Consider the following 26,172-nt stretch of genomic DNA (forward strand, 5'->3'; position numbering starts at 1 on the left):
GTTGCGTTAAAATTTACATGATCTTTACAATGAATTCATGTTTAGTTAAACAATCATTGGTAGGATGAATAGGAACCCCTTCATCCAAGGAGCCAATTTTGTAAGGACGAAAACACTTGTTGTTTTCGTCCCTTTTTTATGCAGGTTCGACTATTTTCTTTTCAAAATAAACTTTGATAAAATGATGATACAATGTGTGAAAGAGACGGCTGAAATGGCTCAGCCGATGGAGGATTAAAACATGACAGACAAAAAGAAATTAGTACTAGTGGATGGAAACAGTCTCGCTTACCGAGCCTTTTTTGCTTTGCCGCTATTATCAAATGATAAAGGCGTTCATACAAACGCCATTTACGGCTTTGCAATGATTTTAATGAAGATGCTCGAGGACGAGAAGCCAACCCATATGCTCGTTGCATTTGATGCGGGAAAAACAACGTTCCGCCACGAGACATTTAAAGAATATAAAGGCGGAAGACAAAAAACGCCGCCAGAGCTATCAGAACAAATGCCGTTCATCCGTGAACTATTAGATGCCTATCAGGTAAAAAGGTACGAGCTTCCTCAATACGAGGCTGACGATATTATCGGGACATTGGCTGTGGAGGCAGAAAAAGACGGCTTTGAAGTCAAAATTTTCTCAGGAGATAAGGACTTAACGCAGCTCTCAACAGACCATACGACGGTGGCGATTACGAAAAAAGGCATTACAGAAGTAGAATATTACACACCGGCTCATATTGAAGAGAAATATGGACTGCGCCCAGATCAAATCATCGATATGAAAGGCTTGATGGGAGATTCCTCAGATAATATTCCAGGGGTGCCAGGTGTAGGTGAAAAAACAGCGATTAAATTATTAAAGCAGTTTGAAACGGTTGAAAATCTGCTTGAACATATTGACGAAGTGAGCGGGAAAAAGCTAAAAGAAAAGCTTGAAGAATATAAAGATCAAGCGGTGATGAGTAAAAAACTCGCAACGATTCTTGTAGAAGCGCCAATTGATGTATCAAGCAAGGATCTCGCATATGAAGGCCCTCATATGGATCAAGTGATCTCTCTTTATAAAGAACTAGGCTTTCAAACGCTCCTAGAGCGTCTAGGAGAAGCACCAGAAACAGGTGAACAGGTCGAAGTAGAAGCATTAGAAGTGAAAAAAATGACGGATGTAACGGATGAGATGCTGACAGATCATGCCGCCCTTGTGGTAGAACAGCTAGGAGATAATTATCATGAAGCGGATTTGATCGGTTTTGCGATTCATAATGAAAACGGTGCGTTTTTTATCACGAAAGAAGATGCGCTTCAATCAGACGCATTTAAACAATGGGTACAGGATGAAACGAAGAAGAAATGGGTCTTTGATTCAAAAAGAGCAGTTGTCGCCCTCAGATGGCATGATGTCGATCTAAAAGGTGTCGATAACGATGTCCTGCTCGCTTCCTATGTCGTCAACCCTCAGAAATCGTATGAGGACGTTGCAAGTGTGGCGAAGGAATACGGTCTCAACATCGCTCTTTCTGATGAAAAAGTGTACGGAAAAGGAGCAAAGCAGGCGATTCCACCTGAAGATGAACTGAAGGAACATCTTGGACGAAAAGCAGCGGCGATCTCTGCTCTGCATGATTTAACACTTGAAGCGTTAGAAAAAAATGATCAGCTTGAACTGTATGAAGACTTAGAGCTCCCGCTTGCCCTCATCTTAGGTGAAATGGAATCCCTTGGCGTAAAGGTAGATTTTGAGCGCCTAGAAAAGATGGGTGAAGAATTAACGAAAAAGCTGAAAGAATATGAAGAAACCATTCACCGCTTAGCAGGAGAAACGTTTAACATCAATTCTCCTAAACAGCTTGGCGTGATTCTTTTTGAAAAATTAGGTCTGCCGATTATTAAAAAGACAAAGACGGGCTACTCGACATCTGCGGATGTTCTCGAAAAACTTGAAGATAAGCACGAAATCATTCGGTCCATTCTGCATTACCGCCAAATTGGAAAGCTGCAATCGACCTATGTGGAAGGCTTAATGAAAGTAACGCGCAAGGATACCCATAAAGTGCATACAAGATTTAATCAAGCACTCACACAAACAGGAAGATTAAGCTCAACAGATCCAAACCTTCAAAACATCCCGATTCGTTTAGAAGAAGGACGGAAGATTCGTCAAGCATTCGTTCCATCAAAAGAAGGCTGGCTCATGTTTGCTGCTGACTATTCTCAAATTGAGCTGCGTGTACTCGCTCATATTTCTCAGGACGAGAATTTGATCGAAGCGTTTACGCAAGATATGGATATTCACACAAAGACAGCGATGGACGTGTTCCATGTCTCAGAAGAAGAAGTGACTTCCTCTATGAGAAGACAAGCCAAGGCTGTCAACTTCGGAATTGTATATGGAATCAGTGACTATGGATTATCTCAAAATCTTGGGATCACAAGAAAAGAAGCAGCCGCCTTTATCGAACGCTATTTAACAAGCTTTAAAGGCGTGAAAACCTATATGGAAGAGATCGTGCAGGAAGCGAAACAAAAAGGATATGTCACGACGCTTCTCAAACGCAGACGGTATATCCCGGATATTACAAGCCGTAATTTTAATATCAAAAGCTTTGCCGAACGAACAGCCATGAACACACCGATCCAAGGTAGTGCGGCTGATATTATTAAAAAAGCCATGATTGATATGGCGCGAAAGTTAAAAGAAGAAAACTTGCAGGCAAATCTTTTATTACAGGTGCACGATGAACTGATCTTCGAAGCACCGAAAGAAGAAATTGCCATACTTGAAAAAATTGTCCCTGAAGTCATGGAAAATGCACTTCAGCTAGATGTGCCGCTAAAAGTTGATTTTGCTTCAGGGCCATCTTGGTACGACGCAAAATAATAGAGAGAGAAAAAGGAGCGAGGAGCATGCCGGAATTACCAGAAGTTGAAACCGTCCGGCGCACACTCAAGCGGTTAGTCGAAGGAAAAACGATTGAAACGGTCGATATCAAATGGCCAAATATCATCAAACGTCCTGGGGAGCCGGAAGAGTTCGCAAGAAGGATGGTAGGAGAAACGATACAAACCATTGAAAGAAGAGGAAAGTTCCTGCTCTTTCATTTAGACCACTACGTAATGGTCTCCCATTTAAGGATGGAAGGGAAATACCGTGTACATGAAGCGCATGAGCCATACGATAAACATGTACACGTCGTCTTTACGTTTACAGACGGTACTGAGCTTCGGTACCATGATGTACGTAAATTTGGCACGATGCATTTATTTCAGCCGGGTGAAGAAGAAAAGGAACTCCCGCTCTCACAGCTGGGATATGAGCCTTTTGATGATCAATTCACTCCGGAATATTTATGGGAGCAATTGAAAAAAACATCCCGTGTGGTCAAAACAGCGCTGCTTGATCAAAAGATTGTCGTGGGACTAGGTAATATTTATGTAGATGAGGTTTTGTTTAAAGCAGGCATTCATCCAGAAACAAAAGCGAATCAGCTCAGCCTTGAATCGTGTAAAGTGCTTCACAGGCATATTATCGATACACTTCAAGTGGCGGTAGATGCAGGAGGAAGCACGATTCGCTCATATATCAATTCACAAGGTGATATTGGCACATTTCAGCTGCAGCTTCTTGTGTATGACCGGCGGGGAGAGCCTTGTCAAACATGCGGAAGCATCATTGAGAAAACAGTAGTCGGAGGGCGCGGCACTCATTTTTGTGTGACCTGCCAAAAACGTCCTCAATAAAAATCAGCCATCAGCATGCTTCCTTTTTGCTGTGCATACGATAAAAAACATTCATTTTTCAGCAAGGTGTAGACTGACACACAGCCCACCTGCTCTTCATATAGTGAAGAAGAGTCTAAGGACGCCTAGAGACTCTTGATCATCGTTGCATGAACAGAAAGGAAGAGTTCAGGTATGATTTCGATTTCGCTCCTGTTTTTAGCTATTGCAGTCAGCATTGACAGCTTTTCTGTAGGCTTTACGTATGGCCTTCGTAAAATGAAGATTCCATTTAAAGCGATTGTCATTATTGCATGCTGTTCAGGGATTGTGCTGCTCATTTCCATGCTGATTGGCAGCCTGCTGACGACATTCCTCCCTGTCTCAGTGACAGATAAACTTGGTGGAGGCATTTTAATCGCCATTGGACTTTGGGTCCTTTATCAATTTTACAAACCAGCGAAAGAGCGTGATTTGCTTCTTCATGAAAAGACATTGCTCAATGTGGAAGTGCAATCGCTTGGTCTTGTTATTCAAATTTTGCGAAAGCCGACAAGTGCAGATATTGACCGTTCTGGGACGATCAATGGAATAGAAGCGGTGCTTCTTGGGATTGCTTTATCCATTGATGCATTTGGCGCAGGGATTGGCGCTGCGATTCTAGGCTTTTCTCCAATTGTCATGAGTATCACTGTGGCCGTGATGAGCTCACTCTTTGTGTGTATCGGGCTCCGTGCCGGTCATTACTTGGCAAATTGGCGCTGGATCGATAAACTTGCATGCTTACCAGGGCTTCTGCTCATTTTAATTGGGGTGTGGAAGCTGTAAAGGAGGAAATCAATTGACGCTTGTCATTGGATTAACAGGCGGGATTGCTAGTGGAAAAAGCACCGTCTCCCAGATGATAAAAGAGCAGGGCATCCGGGTCGTGGACGCAGATGTCATTGCAAAAGAAGCGGTTGCCAAAGGAACACCAGCTCTTCAACAAATCGTTCAAACCTTTGGTGAGGATGTTCTCCTGCCAAATGGGGAGCTGAACCGGCAGCAGCTTGGAGCCATCATTTTTTCTGATGAAGAGAAAAGAAAGCAGCTGAATGCGATTGTTCATCCTGAAGTGAGAAAAGAAATGCTCAAACAGAGAGATGAAGGGGTTAGTCAGAAGGAAACCTTCGTTGTCCTCGATATCCCGCTTTTATTTGAAAGTCAGCTGGAAAGTCTCGTCGACCGCATCATTGTGGTGTATACAACGCCTGAATTGCAGCTATCGCGGCTCATGAATCGAAATGACCTCAGCGAGGAAGAAGCGCTGAATCGTATTCACTCTCAGCAGCCTCTTGAGGAGAAATGTAAAAAAGCAGACCGCGTGATAGAGAACACACAAGACCTTGCTTTTATCAGAAGGCAATTGCAGAACATATTAAATGAATGGGAACATACAGATAAGTAAGAGTACATACACGTACTCTTCTTTTTTTATGCTTTATTCTGATTTCCTTTGAAAAGAACAGCCCTTTTTAGAAAATATACGTTTATATACTGGCAATTACATTCTAATGTGATATACTAATTTCATAAATAAATTTATTGAGTATAACACATAATAGAGGAGTGACCTGTTCATGAAGGTAAAAGCAGCGATCAATGGGTTTGGCAGAATTGGACGCATGGTCTTCAGAAAAGCAATGCTTGATGATCAAATTCAAATTGTAGCGGTGAACGCAAGCTATCCTGCCGAAACGCTAGCACATTTAATTAAATATGATACAAATCATGGACGTTACGAATGCGATGTGACAGCAGAAGATGACGCCTTGATTGTGAATGGCAAAAGAGTGCTTTTGCTCAATAATAGAGACCCAAAGCAGCTTCCATGGGGAGAGCTTGGGATTGATATCGTGATCGAAGCAACAGGTAAATTTAATTCAAAAGATCAAGCGATGGGCCATATAGATGCCGGAGCGAAAAAAGTCGTTCTAACAGCTCCAGGTAAAAATGAAGACATTACGATTGTGATGGGCGTCAATGAGGATGATCTTGATCCTGAAAAACACGTCATTATTTCAAACGCATCTTGTACAACAAACTGTTTAGCACCAGTTGTGAAACTGTTAGATGATGAATTTGGCATCGACAATGGTTTAATGACAACGGTACATGCTTATACAAATGATCAAAAAAATATCGATAACCCGCATAAGGATCTGCGCCGGGCGAGAGCATGTGCTCAGTCCATTATTCCAACTACGACGGGTGCCGCTAAAGCGCTTTCTTTAGTACTTCCGCACATGAAAGGGAAATTGCACGGACTTGCACTTCGCGTACCAGTTTCCAATGTGTCGATGGTTGATCTTGTTGTTGACTTGAAAAAAGATGTCACAGCAGAAGAAGTCAATGCAGCCTTCTCGAATGCATCTAAAACATCTCTTGCCGGTATTTTAGATTACACAGATGAGCCGCTTGTCTCTACGGACTTTAACACGAATCCTTATTCAGCAGTCGTTGATGGACTGACAACGATGGTAATGGAAGGGAGAAAAGTGAAAGTTCTTGCATGGTATGACAATGAATGGGGTTATTCATGCCGAGTGGTTGACCTTGTGAAGTTTGTCGGGGCACAGATGAAAGAGCTGTCTGCTGTTTGAAATGAAGAAGATGAACGTCCCTTTTTCAAGAAATGAGAGAAAATCCCACTAAAAACACAGCTTGCAAAATGGGTCTAAACAAAGTATACTATTTTTCGTGAACTTCTTGTTCGCAGACTCATTCGGGTATACTTAAAGGGTTAGGACCTCTTAGGACTAACTTTCCCCCGTGGTATATGTCCGGTCCGGCTGCTTAGAACTTCACTCTTTCATTCTTGTTTAAAGGGGGGTCCATGATGGAAACAATCGGACGTCACGTTATCTCCGAGCTATGGGGATGCGACTGTGATAAACTGAACGACATGGATTTTATTGAAAAAACGTTTGTAAATGCAGCTTTGAAATCAGGAGCTGAGGTAAGAGAGGTTGCTTTTCACAAATTTGCACCTCAAGGAGTAAGTGGAGTTGTCATTATTTCTGAATCTCATCTGACAATTCACAGCTTTCCTGAACATGGTTATGCGAGCATAGATGTTTATACTTGCGGCGACCTAGATCCGAATATTGCAGCAGATCATATCGGAGATGAATTAGGTGCTGAAACAAGAGAAAACATCGAAATTCCTCGAGGCATGGGACCTGTACAAGTGAAACAGGCACAAGCCAAAGCACTGTAAACATAAAAAAGATTGCAATGGGAGCTGGCCAAAAGCATTGAATGCCTTTGTGTTATGCTCCTTTTTATATTTATTTGATAAAAAATCCAACATTCCCCAGCTTGTCTATACTTTTGTTCTAGGAAAACAAAGGTTTTTTTTATAAAATAAAGAAAGAGGCATTATGGCAAAGGGGATACGTGTATGATTTTAGGACAAAAGTTTAAACGATTCATGTCAAACCATACAGAAACAGCTGACGAACATCCAGTATCAGAACTGAAAAGCCATTACTACAAATCGACGAATGCACAAGTTTTTCAAGCGGTGGAAGCTATGCTTTCCCGAAGCGATTCCTATCAAGTGACATCTGTTTCAGCAGAACGAGGTGAAATCAGCGCAAACATACGATTGCCGAAAAAAGCCTTTCTCGTGGCGACTGTCATTTCAATTCGTCCTTTTGAAACAGCTGTCGATTTTAATGTGACAACAGAAACGGCTCTGCCCACAGATTTCGGCTATAGTCAAAAAACCGTTCTGTCCCTTTATGATGAACTAGACAAACAACTTCCAAGAATAGATCGGAGCTGATGAAATGAAATGTCCCACATGTCAGCACCTTGGCACAAGGGTGCTTGATTCAAGACCAGTAGATGAAGGGAAATCCATCCGTCGTAGAAGAGAGTGCGAAAGCTGCCAATATCGCTTTACGACGTTTGAGAAATTAGAAGAATTACCGCTGATTGTGGTGAAAAAAGAAGGGATTCGAGAAGAATTCAGCCGGGAAAAAATGCTGAGAGGACTCATCAAAGCGTGTGAAAAGCGTCCTGTCGCTTTAAAGCAGCTGGAGGATGTCTGCTTTAATATCGAAAAAGAACTGCGCAATCAAGGCATGTCAGAAGTGAAAAGCGAGCTTGTAGGTGAAATGGTCATGGACGAGCTGGCGAAAATTGATGAAGTGTCTTACGTCAGGTTTGCCTCAGTTTACCGGCAGTTTAAAGATATCAATGTCTTTATTGATGAATTAAAAGATCTATTAAAGAAAGAACGCTAAAAGAGCTGGAGATTCTTCATGCTCTTTTTCCTGCGTAAAGCGTAAAACGTAAAAAGAGTGTACAATGGAAACAATCGCAATTCATGGGGAGGATCAGCATATGACAGAGCATTGGAAGGAAGTGCTAGCCGTCGATCCGTATGTCGTCAAAAGCGCTTCATTGCTCGGTGACATCGATAGACAGCTCATCACTCTTTTATATCAGCCGCTTATTGGCATGTCCGCTTTCAGCTTATACATGACGCTTTGGGGTGAGCTGGAACAAAATCGTATGTGGGGGAAACCTGCACCTCATCGGCAGCTCATGGTCATGCTGCAGACGAATTTAAATGATATTTTTGAGGAACGTTTAAAGCTTGAAGCGATCGGCTTACTCCGCACATATGAACAGGAAACGGAAGAAGGCAGACTGTTTACATATGAGCTTGTACCGCCGCTAAGACCGGATGAGTTTTTCCAAGATGGTATGCTGAATGTCCTGCTGTACCATCGTGTAGAAAAAGCAAAATATATGCAGCTGCGTGATTATTTCTCATATCCAGGTGTTCCTGCAGAAGCAAAGAACATTTCACGTTCGTTTGAAGAAGTGTTTCACGTATTGCAGCCAGGCGAACGCAAGATGACAGAAGAAATTCATCAGGCGTCATCGCTTGATCAAGGCTATGAATATGTGACCGTTGGATCGAGTCAGCCGGCACCGCTCTCAGACGAATCCTTTGATTTTGATCTATTGTTAGCGGGAATGTCTGACATGATGATTCCAAGAAAGGCTTTGACAAAGCAGGTAAAAGAAACAATTAAGAAGTTAGCTGTTGTATACGGCATCACCCCGCTTCAAATGCAAAATATTGTAGCAGGTGCATGCGGTTCGGATCAAATGATCTCAACAGAAGAGCTGAGAAAAGCAGCAAGAGACTGGTACCAAATTGAATACAGAGGCGAACAGCCAAAACTGATTGATCAAAAACAGCCAAGACACTTGCGCCAAGATGCTTCAAAGACGCCGGCGGCAGATACTCCAGATGCAAAATTGATTGAAAAGCTGGATCATATTTCTCCTAGGGAGCTGCTAAAAGACATGGCAGATGGCATTGAGCCAACGTATGCCGACTTAAGAATTGTCGAAGATATCATGCTCGAGCAGCAGCTAGAGCCAGGTGTCATGAATGTTCTCATCTACTATACATTACTCAAAACAGATATGAAGCTGTCAAAAACATATATGCAAAAAATCGCCGCTCATTGGGTGAGAAAGAAAATCAAAACCGTAGCAGCGGCCATGAAAATTGCCAAAGAAGAAAACAGACAAATGACAGAGTGGGCGCAGCAGAAAAAGCAGCGCAGCACATATGGTTCAGGAAAAGTCGTCAGGGAAGAGAAACTGCCTGACTGGATGAAAGAAACCGAAACAAAAGAACAGCCGGCAAAAGAGCAAACGGACAGTCTGTCTACAGAAGACCTCGAACGAGAAAAAGAAAAACTGTTAGATCAGTTTAAAAATATGAAAAAGTACAATGCACATTAAGGTGAGGTGAGATGGGATGAAACCGATCGGTCGTTCATTTGAACAGCTAAAAGGACGAGTAGATTTTCGCGTGAGATACAATCAGATTAAAGAAAGTGTGTTATCTGATAAAGATGTGAAGGCCTTTTTACAGAAGCATCAAGAAGAGATACATGAAGACATGATCAATCGCAGCTTGAACCGGCTCTTTGAATATGTGCAGCAGTCGAAGGGCTGCTCTTATTGCTTAGATGACGAAAACGTCAATGCCATTTTAGATGGGTATCACCCGAAGCTTGTGATCAAAGGTCAGAGTATTGATATTGAATATTCGCCTTGCCCAGTCAAACTGCGGCTCGATAGACAGAAAAAACAGCAAGAGCTGATGAAAAGCATGTATATTCCGCAAAATGTCCTTCAAGCGACGTTCGCTGATCTGAACGTTGTGGGAAGACAAGAGGTAATCCAAAAAGTAGGTCAATTCCTCCAAAGCTATGATGAGACTGGAAAAGGAAAAGGCTTGTATTTACACGGAAAGTTTGGAGTAGGAAAAACGTATATACTGGCAGCTATTGCACAGCAGCTAGCGGAGAAAGAATACCCATCCCTACTTGTTTACGTGCCTGAATTTGTGAGAGAGTTAAAAAATTCATTAGCTGATCATACGCTAGAAGAAAAGCTGAATATGGTCAAGTCCACCCCAATTTTAATGCTTGATGATATTGGTGCAGAATCGATGACAAGCTGGGTGCGGGATGAGCTGCTCGGAACGATTTTACAATACCGTATGGCAGAGCAGCTGCCGACATTTTTCTCTTCTAATTTCTCACCAAACGAGCTGAAGCATCACTTTACGTACTCACAGCGTGGGGAAAAAGAAGAGGTCAAAGCCGCTCGTTTAATGGAACGGATTCTCTATTTAGCAGAGCCAGTGTTGCTTGAAGGAGAAAACCGCCGTCATTTATAAAAGCGTATGTCACCTGAAGGAGGAGCAAATGAAATGAACAAAAGAAAATGGCTGCTTTTTCTTGTGATTGGCATTCTTGCTGCTGCACTGTGGTGGCTGAACAAACAGCATCTTCAGCTTGCGCCAAAAGATGTGAAGAATTGGGTGCTTCAATTTGGGATGCTGGCTCCCTTTGTTTTTCTTTTTTTATCTCTTTTCCGCCCGTTTGTTCTCGTCCCGATTACGGTCTTTTCCTTGGCAGCAGGTTTGGCATTCGGCAGTGTCCTTGGGACGATTTATGCCCTCATTGGAGCTACAGCCGGGGCAACAGGCTCCTTCATGATTGCTTCAACCTTTCGAGCAAAAAAGAAGGAAACGGATTCAAACAGCCGGAAGCTGAAAGCGGTGACGTCCCGTATTCAGGAGCATGGATTTCTTTATATTTTGTTATTGCGTATTGCACCGATTCATTTTGATTTTGTCAGCTATGCGGCAGCCGCTTCGCGTGCAAATTATCGTGCATTTGTGGCAGCCACCTTTTTAGGCTTAATACCGGGGACAATTGCGTTAAATGTTCTCGGCTCAAGCTTTGTCAGCGGCAATTATGCGGCCTTAGTGGTTGTTTGTTTGATTTATTTGATCTTTATCTCCGTACCACTCATTTTAAAAAGAAAGATGCCTGATTTATTTTAGGCGTCTATTTTTTATGTTCTCCCCATATATATGTAACAGATGTCGTTAGGGGGGACAAACATGCTTGAAATAATCTTTGAAGATGAATATGATACCGCCGCTTTTTTACATCTTGCTGAACACTTGGACAGTCGGCATCACATGTCAATTCAACAAGGGAAAGACCGGCTTCTCATAGAGGCGAAGGGATCAGAAGAAGCACTTGAGCACATTGTGCGGCCATTATTGGTTCACTTTTTTTTGGAATGCAAAGAAAATGAGCGCATGCGCAGCATCCTTGAAAACACCTATTTATTTAAAGATCCTGAAGAGCAGCACCAAATTCTTTCCATCGCTCACAGTATCATGAATGGGGACTTAGATGATATTCCCGGCATTCATCAAGACCCGCCTAGAGAAGCCCTTTTAAAAAAGGAGCTTGAGGCGATTTCTTTACAGCAAGGTGTTTTTTCAATTGGTTCATTTATGACATTTAGGCTGTCAGAGTATGACCGAAGGCTGAAGAACTATGTTGAAGTGTCCATTGAAGAATACAAAATGGAACAAGAGTATCAAAATTTCATTCAATCACTTCGAGACTATGTGATGGCAAGAGAGCCTAGGCTCGAAAAAGTACATGTTGTGCATCAGGACCGCCTGGTGATTTGGGAATTTCGCTACGCTTCTGAGCGTGATCAAAAACAATACATAGACAGACAGTTTGTAAGAGAGCATCCAATGTATATTGATTCGCAGCTGATTGCACCGCTCGTCTCTATTGCACCGCAAAAAATTGACCTATTTACAAATGATACAGGTCACTCGATGGTGCAAACCATTCAAAATATTTTTCAAGAAAGGGTCGAGGTGTTCCCGTCTCATTCATTCCAAGAGCAGAATGTTCAATTTGTACATGCTCATTTCAACAAGAAAAGTGAAAAGCTTTCTTGATTTTCACGAAAAAACGTTTTATAATACGGTGTAACTTCATACAGAGACCGTATTGATAAGGACATGAACAAATGAACACCCGCTTAAAGAGAGGGAAGCCGCGGCTGAAAGCTTCCTAGCAGAGGACCATTTGCTTTACCACCTTTGAACATCAGCTGTGAACTTTTTAGTAATGGCTGACGGGAATTCCCGTTATCGAAACACAAGCCGTATTTGCTTATGAAAAAGTAAGCTGCAAATACGGGAAAAAGGGTGGAACCACGATTCCGTTTATTCAACCTCGTCCCTTTCCAGGGGGCGGGGTTTTTATATTGCCAAAAAAAGGAGTGACCAGAGATGTCAGAACAAATTCAACTTACATTTCCAGATGGAGCAGTCAAGGAGTTTGACAAAACAGCTACAACAGAAGACATCGCGGCATCAATTAGCCCGGGCCTAAAGAAAAAAGCACTTGCCGGTAAATTGAACGGTAAAGAAATAGATCTGCGTACGCCGCTATTAGAAAGTGGAACAATCGAGATTATCACAGATAAAAGTGAAGAAGCACTCGACATTATGCGCCACAGCACAGCACATTTGCTAGCACAGGCAATCAAACGCCTGTATGGAAAAGAGCATCACGTTCAGTTTGGCGTAGGTCCTGTCATCGAAAATGGTTTCTACTACGATGTGGACATCGATGTTGCCATCACACCTGAAGACTTACCAAAGATTGAAAAAGAAATGAAAAAAATCATTAACAGCAATCTGCCAATTGAGCGAATTGAAGTATCAAGAGAAGAAGCGAAACAGCGCTTTGAAGCGATTGGTGATGAATTGAAGCTTGAACTGTTAGAGGCGATTCCAGAAGGTGAAGCTGTAACGATTTATGAGCAGGGTGAATTCTTTGACCTCTGCCGTGGGATTCACTTGCCGTCTACAGGGAAAATCAAAGAGTTTAAACTGTTAAGCCTTGCAGGTGCATACTGGAGAGGTGACAGTAACAACCAAATGCTTCAGCGTATTTACGGAACAGCTTTCTTCAGCAAAGAAGATTTAAATGAGCACTTACGTCTGCTGGAAGAAGCGAAAGAACGCGATCACCGTAAGCTTGGAAAAGAGCTGAAACTGTTTGCGAATTCTCAAAAGGTTGGTCAAGGACTTCCGCTTTGGCTGCCAAAAGGCGCAACGATCCGCCGCGTCATCGAGCGTTACATTGTCGATAAAGAAGTGCGTCTTGGCTATGAGCATGTGTACACACCAGTTCTTGCGAATGTTGAATTGTATAAAACATCAGGACACTGGGCGCATTATCAAGAAGACATGTTCCCAGTGATGGAAATGGACAACGAAGATCTTGTTCTTCGTCCGATGAACTGTCCGCACCATATGATGATTTACAAAAACGAGCCGCACAGCTATCGCGAATTGCCAATTCGTATTGCGGAGCTTGGTACAATGCACCGCTATGAAATGTCAGGTGCCTTATCCGGCCTTCAGCGTGTTCGCGGTATGACATTAAACGATGCACACATCTTTGTTCGTCCAGATCAGATCAAAGACGAGTTCATCCGTACAGTTCGCCTAATTGAAGAAGTGTATCAAGACTTTGGCTTGAATGACTACACATTCCGCTTATCTTACCGTGATCCAGAAGATACTGAGAAGTATTTCGATGACGATGCGATGTGGAATAAAGCACAATCGATGCTGAAGGATGCAATGGACGAGCTTGGTCACGACTACTATGAAGCAGAAGGCGAAGCGGCATTTTATGGTCCGAAGCTTGATGTACAAGTGAAGACAGCTCTTGGAAAAGAAGAGACATTATCCACTGTACAGCTTGATTTCTTACTTCCAGAACGCTTCGATCTCACATACATCGGAGAAGATGGAAAGCACCATCGCCCAGTTGTCATTCATAGAGGCGTTGTTTCTACAATGGAACGCTTTGTTGCCTTCTTAATTGAAGAGTACAAAGGAGCCCTTCCAACATGGCTGGCACCTGTACAATTCCAAGTCATTCCAGTTTCACCGTCTGTTCATTTAGACTATGCGAAAAAAGTGCAAGAACGTTTGCAGCTTGAAGGTCTTCGTGTAGAGCTTGACAGCCGCGATGAAAAAATTGGGTACAAAATTAGAGAAGCGCAAATGCAAAAGATTCCGTACATGCTTGTCGTCGGAGATCAAGAAGCAGAAAATGGCGCTGTCAATGTAAGAAAATACGGGGAACAAGATTCAGAAACAATGGATCTTGAAGCCTTTGTGAAACATGCAGTAGCAGAAGCAAAAAAATAATAAGCAGCCAGTGATTCTCTTGAGATCACTGGCTTTTTTCTTTTTGGAAAACCTCCTCCACTAGTGATCCAATTCTTAAAAAGAGACGTTTAGATAGTACAAAAGTAAGGGTAAGTATGTACTATTGGTTTGAGACAAATTGGGGGAATGAAAGCGATGATGCAAACAACAAACAATTTATCGTCACATGTATTGGAGCAATCAGCTGTTCTTCGTGCATTAGAGCACTCGCTGGCAATGATTGAATTTAATGTGACAGGTGAAGTTCTATGGGTGAACGATATTTTTGCAAAAGCCATGGGATATTCTAAAGAAGAGATGATCGGTCTTAAACATAGACAGTTCTGTCCTCCGCATATTACAGAACACACAAGCTATCACATGTTTTGGAAGCGTTTGAGAGAAGGTCAAGTCTTTCAGGAAAAGGTGCAGCGGATCACAAAAAACGGCAGCACCTTATGGCTTGAAGCGACATATTCACCTGTTCAAGATGAAGAAGGAACTGTAGTGGGTGTTGTGAAAGTGGCAACAGATATTACGGAGAGAGAACACACAATGAAACAGGTTGTAGAAGGCTTAAAGGAGATGTCTGCGAAATTAATGGAACGAGCAGAAGTTGGCATTCAGCATAGTCAAAGTGTCAATGCCTCCTTTGATCATATAGCAAACGAAACCGATCAAAATATGAGCTTGCTAAAAGGATTAACGGAGCAGGTAGAGTCCATCAGCTCCATTGCTGCAACCATTAACAGTATTTCTTCACAAACCCAGCTGCTCGCCTTAAATGCGGCAATAGAAGCGGCACATGCGGGTTCCTATGGAAATGGCTTTAGTGTTGTAGCAGCAGAAATTCGAAAGCTTGCAACAAATTCAAAAGAAGCGATCGTCAAGGTAGATCAATATGTGAAGGCGATCCATACAGAAGTAGAGAAGGTCAGCAGCGGAACAAGCCGGGCAAAGACAACCGTGTTTACAAACCGGAATCTTGTAAAGCAGGCAAGCGAGGAATTCATTGTTGTAGGAGAAGCAGCACGCGGCTTAGACCGGCAAGCGCAAAATCTAGCGGCAATCATATAGCTCTAAAAATAAAAAAACACCCAATCTCGTCAGGAGAAGGGTGTTTTTTGTTCTATTTTAATATATCAAACAATTCATGTAAGTCTTTGATTTCATAATCAGGCGTCACATCTGTTTCGTTTTTCTTGCCATGGCGATTGATCCAAACGGTTTGGATGCCAACGCGAGATGCACCGAGAATATCTGTTTTCGGATTATCTCCAACCATGATCACTTCGTCTTTTGTTAAGTTTAACAGCTGAAGGCAGTGCTCAAAGATACCTGGATCCGGTTTGCCTTTCCCGTAATCTCCTGAAATCACAATTTCGTTAAAATAAGGTGCAAGCTCAGGAACACCTGCTAGTTTCTCCTTTTGAAGGCTAGGATCTCCGTTTGTTAAAAGGAGCAATTCGTAGCTGCCTTTCAGGCGGTTTAAAACAGGGTATGTTTCTTCATAGACATATGGGCGTTTTCTGCGCTCAGCTGCAAAGAAATCAGCCAAATATTGACCAAATGCCTCATCGTCAATTCCCGCTGTCTTTAAGCCGTTGGTCCAAGCGTTTTTGCGATACTCTGGTGCAAGGGCGTTCAGCTTTTGAAAGCCTTCGCTAATCGGTTCACTAAAATTCGACCACAGTCCTTCGAAAGGATTAATGCCGATCATGACAGTATAATCATATGTTTCATAGGAAGAGTACAGCTTTCTTGCTTCTTCACGTACAATCTGTTCAAACGATTCTGGATCAAGTCCATATTTCTTTTCCGCTTCGCGGCAAGTTTCCTGAAAAGTTGTATGAATGCTTTTTTCATCCCAAAGCAAAGTATCATCTAAATCGAAAAATACGGCTTTCATGATCTTCTCCCTTGTTATGTATGTGTTACCTTCAATTGCAAGTGACAGGCTCATGTTCATTTTACAATAGAAGAAGAGGGCAATAAAGAAAAGATTTGAGAGATATTTGATCATTGACCGCACATGATAGAATAGAAAGACAATAGATATGACATACATCATTTGAGGTGGCCGGTTTGCTTCATTTAATTATCATGATGATCGAGCGTGTGGGGATCATCGTTATTTTAGGATTTGTGCTTGCCCATGTGAAGGGCTTTCGCAATCTATTGCTACATAATCAAGGATTTAGGAAAAAGGCAATCCTAGTCTTCATTTTTGCTTCTTTTAGTATTATCAGCAATTACACAGGTATTGAAATCCAGCAGCAAATTGTCATGAATCATGAGTTTTCTTATCATCTTGGCTCGTCCAGCTCTATCGCCAATACGAGAATTATGGGGATCGAAATGGGTGGTTTGATCGGGGGGCCGTTTGTAGGGATTGGCGCAGGGCTTTTAGCTGGAATTCATCGCTATTCTCTAGGAGGAAGCACTGCGCTCAGCTGTGCGATTTCTTCCATTTTAGCGGGTGTCATTGCAGGCTATGTCGGTAGTAGGTTTAAGCGGAGGAATCGAATGGTCACTCCTCGCCAAGCAGCCCTTTTTGGTGTGGCGATGGAATCATTACAGATGATCATTATCCTTCTGTTTGCAAGGCCTTTTGCTGATGCATGGGGGCTTGTCAGTATCATTGCCCTGCCGATGATCTTTGTAAATGGAATCGGCAGCTTTATCTTTTTATCTATTTTACAGTCAGTCATTCGGCAAGAAGAGCAGGCAAAAGCGATGCAGACACATCGTGTATTTTCGATCGCCGATCAAACACTGCCTTTTTTCCGCCAAGGGTTAAATGAACAGTCCTGTAAAAGTGTGGCGGAGATCATTCATCGGTTGACTGAAACAGATGCGGTCTCCTTAACAGACACAGAAAAGATTTTAGCGCATGTTGGAGATGGAACAGATCATCATATTCCATCTAAAAGCCTGATTACGGGGCTGTCGAAACAAGTCTTGATGAGCGGCAAGATTATGAAGGCACATTCGAAGGGCGAAATTAATTGTTCTGTCGCCCATTGCCCTCTTGAAGCGGCAATCGTGCTGCCGCTCACTTCTAACGGTCAAACGATCGGAACGTTAAAAATGTATTTCAATTCTCCGGTCGGATTAAGCAGGGTGGAAGAGGAGCTTGCAGAAGGTTTGGCGATGCTGTTTTCCACACAGCTTGAGCTTGGGGAGGCAGAAACCCAAAGCCGCCTCTTAAAAGATGCAGAGATCAAAGCACTTCAAGCACAAGTGAACCCGCACTTTTTATTTAACGCCATTAATACCATCTCTGTTTTATGCAGAACCAATGTGGAGATGGCAAGGAAGCTGCTGCTGCAGCTAAGTATTTATTTCCGTTCAAATATGCAAGGCGCCCGCCAGCTGCTGATTCCAATGCAGAAGGAGATTCAGCATGTGGAGGCATATTTGTCACTTGAACAAGCAAGGTTTCCAAATAAATATCATGTGACCTTTCAAATTGAAAAGGAGCTGGAGCAGGTGCTGATTCCGCCCTTTGTGCTTCAGGTGCTTGTTGAAAACGCAGTGAGACATGCCTTTCCTAAACATCAAACGAATTGTGAAGTCATCGTATCCGCTTTGATGAAAGATGGGCATGTTTATATGAAAGTGACAGATAATGGACAGGGGATTGAAGATGATAAGATGGCTCAGCTATTGAAAGCGCCTGTCGAATCACTAGAAGGAACAGGGACAGCCCTTTTTAATTTAGATCAGCGGTTAAGAGGGATTTTTGGCAGACAAGCCGCTTTATCCATTCATAGTGACCAAGGCACTGACATCTCATTTCGCATTCCGATGGACTATGTAAAAAAGGATGATTCTCGTTGATGAAGGTATTAATCGTAGATGATGAAGTGTTAGCAAGAGATGAATTAAAATACTTATTACGAAGAACGAAAGAGGATGTTCAAATAGAGGAAGCAGAAAATATAGAATCTGCGTTTGACCGGATGGTCGATCATAAGCCGGATCTGCTCTTTTTAGACATTGATTTATCTGGTGAGAACGGATTTGATATTGCCAAAAGGCTCAACCGGATGTCTGATCCACCAGCGGTTGTATTTGCGACAGCCTTTGATCAATATGCGCTGAAGGCGTTTGAGGTAAGTGCCCTTGATTACTTAACAAAACCATTTGATGAAGAGCGGCTTTTGCAGACCATTCAGAAGTTTAAAAAATGGAAATCCATTGAGACGCAAGAGCATCAGCTGTCAGATGAGAAAGCGCCTCACCAGCAAAAATTAGCGATCTCAGTCGATGACTCAATTGTGATCCTGCAAGTTGAAGAGATCATGTATGTAGGACTCAGCGAGGGGAAAAAGGTCGTGAAAACAAAAGATCACATGTATGAGGTCACAGAACCGCTTGTGGTCATTGAAAAGAAACTTCCTGAGGCTTACTTTATGAGAGTCCATCGCAGCTATATCGTGAATACCTCTCATATGAAAGAAGTACAGCCGTGGTTTAATTCGACGTATAATCTGCATATGACAGACGGGTCTATCATTCCTGTCAGCCGCACATATGCCAAAGAATTAAAGAAGTCACTCCTGCTAGAGTAGGAGGGCTTTTTTTGTTTGTATTTCAATACTCGTTTTTTGCATTTCAGTCATTGAATCCAGCGAGTTTTATTGTAAACGCTTCATTCGTTTATTTCATGCCTTATACTGAGGGCAGTCGAAGAAAGAGGTGAAGGGGCATGAGTGCCACGAAAGTATATGGATTTCTATCTCAAGCATTTATTTTTGCAACCGTAATGTTCGTTTCTAATCTCATTTCAATGTATTTACCGATACCGATGCCCGCATCCGTCATTGGTTTGGTTCTATTATTTGTTTTGTTAACAACGAAAATCGTCAAACTGGAGCAGGTCGAGCAATTAGGTACATCATTGACAGGACTCATTAGCTTTCTATTTGTTCCCTCTGGGATCTCAGTTATTCAATCACTAGGTGTCATGCAAGAAGTAGGTGTGCAAGTAGTCGGTGTCATTATCATTGCAACTATTATGCTACTTGCAGCGACAGGGCTGTTTTCGCAGCTTCTCATGCAATTATCAGAAAGACCGCAGAAACGTAAAGAGATAAAGGAGAGTAAATCTGCTCCTTCTCATTCAAATAAACCAGCTTCAAGTACGCATTAAAGGAGAGATGCAAAATGGGTACAAGTACAATGAGTCCTTATTTTGGCATTGTTGTCTCATTAGTCGCCTTTGGGATAGGGACATTCTTATTTAAAAAATCAAAAGGTTTCTTCTTGTTCACACCGCTGTTTGTGGCGATGGTACTGGGCATTTTATTTTTGAAAGTTGGCGGTTTTTCCTACGCAGATTATAATGAGGGCGGCAAGATTATCAAATTTTTCTTAGAGCCTGCCACGATTGCTTTCGCTATCCCGCTTTATAAGCAGCGAGCCTTGCTTAAAAAATATTGGTGGCAAATTTTATCCGCTATTTTTGTAGGTTCACTTTGTTCTATTACGATCGTATATCTCGTAGCAAAAGGGATTCATTTAGATGCGGCTGTGATGAAAAGCATGCTTCCACAAGCAGCGACAACAGCGATTGCCCTTCCGATTGCAAAGGATATTGGCGGAATCGCGGATATTACAGCCTTTGCGGTCATATTTAACGCAGTCATTGTCTATGCACTAGGTGCCTTCTTCTTAAAATTGTTCCGCATTAAAAACCCAGTGGCAAAAGGTCTTGCACTTGGTACATCAGGACATGCGCTTGGGGTTTCGGTTGGAATTGAGATGGGAGAAGTAGAAGCAGCTATGGCGAGTATCGCCGTTGTGGTCGTAGGAGTTGTGACCGTTATCGTCATCCCAATCTTTATGCAGTTGATTCTTTGATGGCGTCATTGTGTGAAAAGTCTTGCCCAATTCGTCTCATCATGTTAAACTGAAAAAGTTGTTTCAAGAGTTCGGGTACTTGACGGACTAATGAAAATTGTGTAAAATAATTAACGAATTGAATAGATATCACAAGCAGAAGCACCCGCTTCTCACCTGATTGACACATGTTTGTAGTTGACAGGTTGACCGTACATTTATTTTTTCATGCAAATGTTCGCAGTGTGGGTGTTTTATATGCCCACACTTTTTGTTTGCCTGTAAAACATACAACGAAATGGTCAAAATGAATTGTGAACTCAATTCAAAATCTCATGGAGGTGGCTCACTATTAGCAAAGATCAATTAGTTAATGAAGGTATTCGTGCGCGTGAAGTTCGTTTGATCGGACAAAATGGCGATCAGCTGGGAATTAAAACCCGCCAGGAAGCTCTGGAAATTGCTACGAAAGCCAATCTTGACCTTGTGTTAGTTGCTGCAAATGCAAAACCACCTGTTTGCCGAATCATGGACTACGGTAAGTTCCGATTCGAACAGCAGAAGAAGGAAAAAGAGGCACGTAAGAATCAAAAAATCATTAGCTTAAAAGAAGTTCGGTTGAGCCCGACAATCGATGAACATGATTTTAACACGAAGCTCCGTAATGCAATCAAATTCCTTGAAAAGGGAGATAAAGTGAAAGCTTCTATCCGTTTTAAAGGCCGTGCGATTACGCATAAAGAAATCGGACAGCGCGTGTTAGACCGTTTCTCTGAAGCTTGCGCTGAAGTAGCAACAGTAGAAACAAAACCTAAGATGGACGGACGCAGCATGTTCCTCATGCTTGCACCAAAAGTCGAAAAGTAAAGTAACAGAGGGAGGAAACATCCAATGCCAAAAATGAAAACTCACCGTGGATCTGCTAAACGTTTCAAAAAAACAGGTTCTGGTAAACTTAAACGTTCTCATGCGTACACAAGTCACTTGTTCGCTAACAAATCTACAAAGCAAAAACGTAAATTGCGTAAGAGCGCAATCGTAAGTGCTGGAGATTTCAAACGTATCAAACAACAACTTGCAAACATCAAGTAATTTGGAATAGGACTCATAGGAGGGAATTACAATGCCAAGAGTAAAAGGCGGAACTGTGTCGCGTCAGCGTCGTAAAAAGGTTCTTAAATTAGCAAAAGGTTATTTCGGTTCAAAACATAGATTATACAAAGTAGCAAACCAACAGGTGATGAAATCTGGAAACTACGCTTTCCGTGACCGTCGTCAGAAAAAACGTGACTTCCGTAAACTATGGATCACTCGTATCAATGCTGCAGCTCGTATGAACGGTCTTTCTTACAGCCGTTTAATGCATGGCTTAAAGCTTTCTGGTATCGAAGTAAACCGCAAAATGCTTGCTGACCTTGCTGTGAATGACCTAAGTGCATTCAATCAGCTTGCTGATGCTGCAAAAGCACAACTAGACAAGTAAGTTTTATAAAAGATCATTCCTTCGAGGGGTGATCTTTTTTTCTCATCATGTGAGGTGAAATGAATGAATATGGCTTTGATTCTGCTGCTTATTTTGGTGAATGGCTACGGCTTTTTTCTCATGGGTGAGGATAAACGCCGGGCCAAAGCACATAAATGGAGAATTTCAGAGGCGCATTTATGGAGTGCTGCGGTGCTTTTTGGCGCTGCTGGATCGTATCTAGGAATGCAGTATTTCCGGCATAAAACAAAGCATCCTGCCTTTCAAATCGGCATGCCTGTATTAATTATTTTGCAGCTGATCCTATTAGGATATATCCAAGTTATTTGAAAAAGGAGCAGACGCCATCAGGATGGCGTGTCTGCTCCTTTTTTTTGTTTGATTTTTTTAATGGGCTGATCCCAATCAATTTTTGTTTGAGGATAACGCTCGATAATGTTTTCCTCTAGTTTTTCAAAGTCTTCTAATGTAAATTCACTTAGCTTCTCAGGTGACTCCGTCCAAACGTAAATGGAGTGGACAAACAGAGGATGATCCTTAGAAGGAACATGCTTCTCCCCTTCAAACAAGACACCTTTATAGACGAAATTAAAATTTTTGCGCGCATTTTGCTGTTCGTCCATAAAATAAAAGCCTTCTTTTAATTGTGCTTGTTTCAGCTTTCTTCTCGGATTTGAGAAGAATTTTACCGCCATGTAGAAGATGTAGACAAGCAATGCAACAAGAGCAAGTCTCATGAGGATTACAAACATGACAGGATGCACCTCCAATACCGTTATCTGATGTACTACGAATGAAAACACCAAAAGGTTTCAACTTTTTTTAAAAAAATATTTCGTTAAACGAAAAAATATTCATAAAAAGATCGTATTGAACGAAAGAGGTTTTGTATAATAAGAATGCACCATGAAGATAAAGGAGGATAAATGGAATGACAAAGCTAGATCAAACATTAACTATGCTGAAAGACCTAACGGATGCAAAAGGGATTCCAGGAAATGAACGTGATGTCAAAAAAGTCATGCAGACATACATAGAATCATATGCAGATGAAGTCTCTACAGACCGCCTTGGCAGCTTGATCGCTAAAAAGGAAGGGAACGCAAACGGACCTAAAATTATGCTCGCAGGTCACTTAGATGAAGTAGGATTCATGGTGACAAAAATTGATGACAAAGGCTACATTCGTTTTCAAACAGTCGGCGGCTGGTGGTCACAGGTCATGCTCGCCCAGCGTGTCACCATTGTGACGAAAAAGGGAGAGATCACAGGTGTGATTGGTTCAAAACCACCACACGTCTTGTCACCTGAAGCTCGCAAAAAGTCAATTGAGATTACGGATATGTTTATTGATATTGGGGCGTCAAGCAAAGAACAGGCAATGGAGTGGGGCGTGCTGCCTGGAGATCAAATCGTTCCTTACTTTGAGTTTACAGTCATGAATGATGAAAAAATGCTCCTTGCAAAAGCATGGGACAACCGCATTGGCTGTGCAGTGGCAATTGATGTCATGAAAAACTTACACAATGCTCAGCATGAGAATATTGCTTACAGCGTCGCAACTGTCCAAGAGGAAGTAGGCCTGCGTGGAGCTAAAACAGCAGCGGCTTCGATTCAGCCTGATATTGGATTTGCCATTGATGTAGGTGTTGCAGGAGATACACCAGGCATCACTGAGAAAGAAGCAACAAGCAAGCTTGGCAAAGGACCAACGATTGTTGTATTTGATGCTTCAATGGTCTCTCATAAAGGACTTCGTGATTTTGTTGTCCAAACAGCGGATGAACTGAACATTCCTTATCAATATGATTCAATGCCTGGCGGTGGGACAGATGCTGGCGGTATTCATTTGACAGGTCATGGTGTTCCATCACTATCTATCGGGATTCCGAGTAGATATATTCATACACATGCCGCAATGATTCACCGAGATGATTATGAAAATGCAGTGAAGCTTTTAACAGAAGTGATCAAAAGACTTGATCAAAAAACTGTTGAACAGATTACGTACGGTTCTTAAGTAATAAAGCCTTTCCTCAGTATAGGGGAAAGGCTTTTTTTATTGAATTTCCCAGGAAATGAACGGTGTTTTTTAAGATGCGTCAAAAGAACTGTTTGTGGTAAAAGAAGAGAACATTTCCTAGTGAATAAGGCACATGTGATCGAGCGTTTATTTTTGTAAGATGAAAGCAATAAAAAGGACAGAGCCATAGAATGCCCTGTCAAAAGAGAGTTTATGGAAGTAGGTGAAGCTACCTTAAGAATAAACACATTATTCTTATTTGTCAACTTGGTTTTAAAAGAAAGAAAAATCAATCAATTTATGTTATATTTGTAACAAATTGTTTATACAAAGGGGATGGTTAAATGAATGCGGTTACAATTGTAATAGGATCTATGTGTATTTTAGCGATTGCCTATCGTCTTTATGGCACATTTATGATGGTCAAGGTATTAAAGGTCACAGATGATCATCCTACACCGGCTCACACGCTAGAGGACGGGAAAGATTATGTGCCGACAAATAAATGGGTCACATTTGGGCATCACTTTGCTGCGATTGCAGCTGCTGGTCCGTTAGTGGGTCCGATTTTAGCCGCTCAATTTGGATATTTACCTGGTCTCCTTTGGCTTTTAATTGGTGCAGTCATAGGCGGAGCTGTACATGATCTAGTCGTCTTATTTGCGTCGATGCGAAAAAAGGGGAAATCATTATCAGAGGTAGCGAAGGAAGAGCTGGGACCTGTTGCCGGGTTTTGTACAGGGCTTGCGATGCTGTTTATTATTACGATCACAATGGCAGGTTTGTCTATGGTTGTGCTTCATGCTTTAGAACGTAACCCTTGGGGGACATTTGCAGTTGGAATCACAATTCCGATTGCGATGGGGGTTGGTCTGTATTATAAAAAAACAGGCAATTTAAAGCTGGCGACATCTGCCGGATTTATTTTGCTGATGTTTGGTGTATTCCTTGGGCCAAATATTCAAGGAACGGTACTTGGTGATTTTTTAACACTTGATACAAAAACGCTTGCTCTTGCTCTGCCGATCTATGCCTTCTTTGCTGCGGCTCTGCCAGTTTGGCTGCTGCTCGCACCGAGGGACTATTTAAGTAGTTTTATGAAAATTGGTGTATTCATTGCGCTGATTGCCGGAATCTTTGTCGTGAATCCGTCCATTCAATTCCCGGCGTTTACAGAGTTTGTGAATGGAGGAGGACCTGTATTAGCTGGTCCTGTCTGGCCATTTATTTCGATTACGATTGCTTGCGGAGCCATTTCTGGTTTTCACGCATTTGTTGGTTCAGGGACAACGCCTAAGATGCTGGACCGCTGGAGTGATATGAAGCCTGTTGCGTTTGGCGCAATGCTGGTAGAATGCTTAGTTGGGATTATGGCTTTAATTGCGGCTACGGCTCTGCATCCAGGGGATTATTTTGCGATAAACAGTACGCCAGAAGTGTTCCGTACACTCGGTATGAGTGTTGAAAACCTTCCGCAGCTGAGTAAGGAAATCGGCCTTGATTTAGAAGGAAGAACGGGTGGTGCCGTAACATTAGCGGTAGGGATGGCATATATCTTTACGGGGATTCCGTTCTTTAGTCATTTGGCTTCTTACTTCTTCCAGTTCGTCATTATGTTTGAGGCTGTCTTTATTTTAACTGCTATTGATGCGGGGACACGTGTGGCTCGCTATTTGATTCAAGACTTCTTAGGTGAAGCATATAAACCGCTTAAACGAACTGACTGGGTACCTGGTTCGGTGTTTGCAAGTGCGCTTGCTTGTTTTATGTGGGGATACTTACTTTACTCAGGGGACATTGGCTCTATTTGGGCGCTGTTTGGGGTTTCAAACCAGTTAATGGCTTCGGTTGGGTTAATTATTGGGGCAACCGTTGTATTAAAAATTGCAGATAAAAGGCGATATATGCTCACTTGTTTAATTCCGCTTGCTTACTTATATGTGACGGTGAATTATGCAGGCTATTGGATGGTAGCGAATGTATATCTCAATCCAGAAGCATCCGGCTACAGCGTACTGAATGCGGTGCTTTCAATCATCATGTTGATCTTAGGTTTTGTGATTATTGTGTTTGCGATTAAAAAATGGGTCGAAATCTGGCGTGATCCAGCGCTGCGGATGGAAACACCTATCACTGGCTAAATGAAAAAGCCCGGCTTGCTTTTATAAGCAAACCGGCTTCTTTTATTGCTGCTGCTGAGGCTTTAAGCCTTGCTCTAATGTTTCAAGGATCTCATTTTTTTCGTTTTCTGATGCTTCTTGCCATAGCACCTCGAACAATACGCCAAGGCCTGGCAGCATTTTTTCCTCGCCGCTTTGAATGGCATCTAAAATCGTATGTTCAAGCTGCTCTTGATTATGGCCAGTAATGTTTTGAATGACTGCGCCTCTTAAATTAAAATCCATTGCCCACACTCCTTTTTTGATGGTAATAGCCCTATTCTGTCTCAAAGACAGG

Annotated in this window: 27 protein-coding genes and 2 other annotated features; of the genes, 24 read left to right on the plus strand and 3 right to left on the minus strand. The window is 42.2% G+C overall.

The features are described 5' to 3' along the window. Positions 1–241 precede the first annotated feature (241 nt). The 14 genes from polA (at position 242) to JVX94_RS01050 (ending at position 15,439) form a co-directional block, all read left to right on the plus strand. Positions 242–2,881: a DNA polymerase I gene (gene polA / locus JVX94_RS00985; RefSeq protein WP_095409258.1), complete on the plus strand. Its 2,640-nt coding sequence runs from the start codon at positions 242–244 to the stop codon at positions 2,879–2,881. A gap of 26 nt (positions 2,882–2,907) precedes the next feature. Then, complete coding sequence (mutM, locus tag JVX94_RS00990) at positions 2,908–3,741, plus strand: DNA-formamidopyrimidine glycosylase (RefSeq protein ID WP_024426140.1); 834 nt, start codon at positions 2,908–2,910, stop codon at positions 3,739–3,741. A gap of 174 nt (positions 3,742–3,915) precedes the next feature. Further along, positions 3,916–4,548: a sporulation membrane protein YtaF gene (gene ytaF, locus JVX94_RS00995; RefSeq protein ID WP_024425705.1), complete on the plus strand. Its 633-nt coding sequence runs from the start codon at positions 3,916–3,918 to the stop codon at positions 4,546–4,548. A 13-nt stretch (positions 4,549–4,561) separates the two neighbouring features. Next, a complete protein-coding gene (coaE, locus tag JVX94_RS01000) occupies positions 4,562–5,167 on the plus strand; it encodes a dephospho-CoA kinase (RefSeq protein WP_095409257.1) in 606 nt (201 codons plus the stop codon). Between the two features lie 172 nt (positions 5,168–5,339). Continuing rightward, complete coding sequence (locus JVX94_RS01005) at positions 5,340–6,362, plus strand: glyceraldehyde-3-phosphate dehydrogenase (RefSeq protein ID WP_024425707.1); 1,023 nt, start codon at positions 5,340–5,342, stop codon at positions 6,360–6,362. Between the two features lie 236 nt (positions 6,363–6,598). Next, positions 6,599–6,979: an adenosylmethionine decarboxylase gene (gene speD / locus JVX94_RS01010; protein ID WP_003216492.1), complete on the plus strand. Its 381-nt coding sequence runs from the start codon at positions 6,599–6,601 to the stop codon at positions 6,977–6,979. 183 nt (positions 6,980–7,162) lie between these two features. Further along, complete coding sequence (locus JVX94_RS01015) at positions 7,163–7,549, plus strand: cytosolic protein (RefSeq protein WP_205184297.1); 387 nt, start codon at positions 7,163–7,165, stop codon at positions 7,547–7,549. Between the two features lie 4 nt (positions 7,550–7,553). Continuing rightward, on the plus strand, positions 7,554–8,012 hold the full coding sequence (nrdR, locus tag JVX94_RS01020) for a transcriptional regulator NrdR (protein WP_003216720.1): 459 nt from the start codon (positions 7,554–7,556) through the stop codon (positions 8,010–8,012). A 100-nt stretch (positions 8,013–8,112) separates the two neighbouring features. Further along, positions 8,113–9,537, plus strand: a complete 1,425-nt coding sequence (gene dnaB / locus JVX94_RS01025; RefSeq protein WP_095409388.1) for a replicative helicase loading/DNA remodeling protein DnaB — start codon at positions 8,113–8,115, stop codon at positions 9,535–9,537. Between the two features lie 16 nt (positions 9,538–9,553). Then, positions 9,554–10,483, plus strand: coding sequence for a primosomal protein DnaI (gene dnaI, locus JVX94_RS01030; protein WP_095409255.1), 930 nt, complete (start codon positions 9,554–9,556; stop codon positions 10,481–10,483). Between the two features lie 33 nt (positions 10,484–10,516). Continuing rightward, the gene (locus tag JVX94_RS01035) at positions 10,517–11,155 is read left to right on the plus strand and encodes a TVP38/TMEM64 family protein (protein WP_144471338.1); all 639 of its coding nucleotides are present in this window, start codon (positions 10,517–10,519) and stop codon (positions 11,153–11,155) included. A gap of 60 nt (positions 11,156–11,215) precedes the next feature. Continuing rightward, positions 11,216–12,085: a putative sporulation protein YtxC gene (gene ytxC / locus JVX94_RS01040; RefSeq protein WP_111292677.1), complete on the plus strand. Its 870-nt coding sequence runs from the start codon at positions 11,216–11,218 to the stop codon at positions 12,083–12,085. Positions 12,086–12,128: 43 nt separating this feature from the next. Next, positions 12,129–12,376: a binding site (T-box leader), on the plus strand. 45 nt (positions 12,377–12,421) lie between these two features. Further along, positions 12,422–14,362 (plus strand): threonine--tRNA ligase, encoded by a 1,941-nt coding sequence (thrS, locus tag JVX94_RS01045; protein WP_111292676.1) that lies wholly within the window; start codon positions 12,422–12,424, stop codon positions 14,360–14,362. A gap of 156 nt (positions 14,363–14,518) precedes the next feature. Then, on the plus strand, positions 14,519–15,439 hold the full coding sequence (locus tag JVX94_RS01050) for a methyl-accepting chemotaxis protein (protein WP_205184299.1): 921 nt from the start codon (positions 14,519–14,521) through the stop codon (positions 15,437–15,439). Between the two features lie 52 nt (positions 15,440–15,491). On the opposite strand, the gene JVX94_RS01055 is transcribed toward JVX94_RS01050, so the two are convergent. Further along, positions 15,492–16,271 carry an HAD family hydrolase gene (locus tag JVX94_RS01055; protein ID WP_034624190.1) on the minus strand — a complete coding sequence of 260 codons (780 nt, stop codon included), beginning with the start codon at positions 16,269–16,271 and terminating at the stop codon, positions 15,492–15,494. Between the two features lie 176 nt (positions 16,272–16,447). On the opposite strand from JVX94_RS01055, the gene JVX94_RS01060 reads away from it, so the two are divergent. From JVX94_RS01060 to JVX94_RS01095, 8 genes are all read left to right on the plus strand, one after another. Continuing rightward, positions 16,448–18,205 (plus strand): sensor histidine kinase, encoded by a 1,758-nt coding sequence (locus tag JVX94_RS01060; RefSeq protein ID WP_095409250.1) that lies wholly within the window; start codon positions 16,448–16,450, stop codon positions 18,203–18,205. Next, positions 18,202–18,939, plus strand: coding sequence for a LytR/AlgR family response regulator transcription factor (locus tag JVX94_RS01065; RefSeq protein WP_041115035.1), 738 nt, complete (start codon positions 18,202–18,204; stop codon positions 18,937–18,939). The genes JVX94_RS01060 and JVX94_RS01065 overlap by 4 nt, the downstream gene beginning before the upstream one ends. Before the next feature lie 137 nt (positions 18,940–19,076). Continuing rightward, entirely contained in the window at positions 19,077–19,520 is a 444-nt protein-coding gene (gene lrgA, locus JVX94_RS01070; protein ID WP_065214547.1) for an antiholin-like murein hydrolase modulator LrgA, read from the plus strand. Between the two features lie 14 nt (positions 19,521–19,534). Then, positions 19,535–20,230, plus strand: coding sequence for an antiholin-like protein LrgB (gene lrgB, locus JVX94_RS01075; RefSeq protein ID WP_024425719.1), 696 nt, complete (start codon positions 19,535–19,537; stop codon positions 20,228–20,230). A 127-nt stretch (positions 20,231–20,357) separates the two neighbouring features. Beyond that, positions 20,358–20,489 (plus strand) — a sequence feature (ribosomal protein L20 leader region). 71 nt (positions 20,490–20,560) lie between these two features. Then, entirely contained in the window at positions 20,561–21,076 is a 516-nt protein-coding gene (gene infC, locus JVX94_RS01080) for a translation initiation factor IF-3 (protein WP_024718649.1), read from the plus strand. A 24-nt stretch (positions 21,077–21,100) separates the two neighbouring features. Continuing rightward, on the plus strand, positions 21,101–21,301 hold the full coding sequence (rpmI, locus tag JVX94_RS01085) for a 50S ribosomal protein L35 (protein WP_003216324.1): 201 nt from the start codon (positions 21,101–21,103) through the stop codon (positions 21,299–21,301). Positions 21,302–21,332: 31 nt separating this feature from the next. After that, positions 21,333–21,692, plus strand: coding sequence for a 50S ribosomal protein L20 (gene rplT / locus JVX94_RS01090; RefSeq protein WP_003216409.1), 360 nt, complete (start codon positions 21,333–21,335; stop codon positions 21,690–21,692). Between the two features lie 63 nt (positions 21,693–21,755). Next, positions 21,756–22,022, plus strand: coding sequence for a DUF1294 domain-containing protein (locus JVX94_RS01095; protein WP_024426128.1), 267 nt, complete (start codon positions 21,756–21,758; stop codon positions 22,020–22,022). 17 nt (positions 22,023–22,039) lie between these two features. On the opposite strand, the gene JVX94_RS01100 is transcribed toward JVX94_RS01095, so the two are convergent. Beyond that, on the minus strand, positions 22,040–22,444 hold the full coding sequence (locus tag JVX94_RS01100) for a hypothetical protein (protein ID WP_024426127.1): 405 nt from the start codon (positions 22,442–22,444) through the stop codon (positions 22,040–22,042). 179 nt (positions 22,445–22,623) lie between these two features. Here JVX94_RS01100 and JVX94_RS01105 point away from each other — a divergent pair, with 179 nt between their 5' ends. Together JVX94_RS01105 and cstA are read left to right on the plus strand one after the other, a co-directional pair. Continuing rightward, positions 22,624–23,712, plus strand: coding sequence for a M42 family metallopeptidase (locus JVX94_RS01105; RefSeq protein ID WP_203128716.1), 1,089 nt, complete (start codon positions 22,624–22,626; stop codon positions 23,710–23,712). Positions 23,713–24,059: 347 nt separating this feature from the next. Then, complete coding sequence (cstA, locus tag JVX94_RS01110; RefSeq protein ID WP_144484912.1) at positions 24,060–25,856, plus strand: carbon starvation protein CstA; 1,797 nt, start codon at positions 24,060–24,062, stop codon at positions 25,854–25,856. A 42-nt stretch (positions 25,857–25,898) separates the two neighbouring features. Here cstA and sspI read toward each other — a convergent pair whose 3' ends face one another. Next, a complete protein-coding gene (sspI, locus tag JVX94_RS01115) occupies positions 25,899–26,120 on the minus strand; it encodes a small acid-soluble spore protein SspI (RefSeq protein WP_024425725.1) in 222 nt (73 codons plus the stop codon). Between the last annotated feature and the right edge of the window lie 52 nt (positions 26,121–26,172).

Source organism: Bacillus sp. PDNC022, assembly GCF_016919285.1.
GTDB lineage: Bacteria > Bacillota > Bacilli > Bacillales > Bacillaceae > Bacillus > Bacillus safensis.